The sequence below is a fragment of the Nonomuraea sp. NPDC048916 genome, assembly GCF_040649575.1.
GTDB lineage: Bacteria > Actinomycetota > Actinomycetes > Streptosporangiales > Streptosporangiaceae > Nonomuraea.
Window position 1 is genome coordinate 1 of record NZ_JBEZFS010000302.1, and the last position, 370, is coordinate 370.

The 370-nt window shown below is 67.3% G+C and carries 1 protein-coding gene; it reads right to left on the minus strand.

Going from position 1 to position 370, the window contains the following annotated elements:
* On the minus strand, positions 1–370 hold a 370-nt coding region (locus tag AB0C16_RS40965; protein ID WP_357691620.1), incomplete at both ends, for an acyltransferase family protein.

Sequence of the window (370 nt, forward strand, 5' to 3'; positions counted from 1 at the left end):
GAGGCGAGCGCGGCGATGGCGGTGGAGAGCAGGAACGGGTGGCGGACCTGCTGCCAGAGCGGCGCGGTCAGCCGCCAGATGAACAGGGCCATCAGGAACCAGGTCAGGTACCAGGGGTGAAGGAGGCTGATCTTCAGCTCCTCGCCCTCCGCCCAGGCCCTGAAGACGTTGAGGGCGATCTCGAAGACCGCGTACGGCACCAGCACGCTGCCGACCAGGCGCTTGAGCTGGCGTGGCTCGTGGCGAAAACTCCGCGAGAAGTAGCCGGATATGAGGGTGAAGGCCGGCATGTGGAAGGCGTAGAGCAGGAGGTAGCCGGCGGCCAGGACGCGGTTGTCGTCGCGCAGCGCCTCCCAGGAGTGGAGATCGG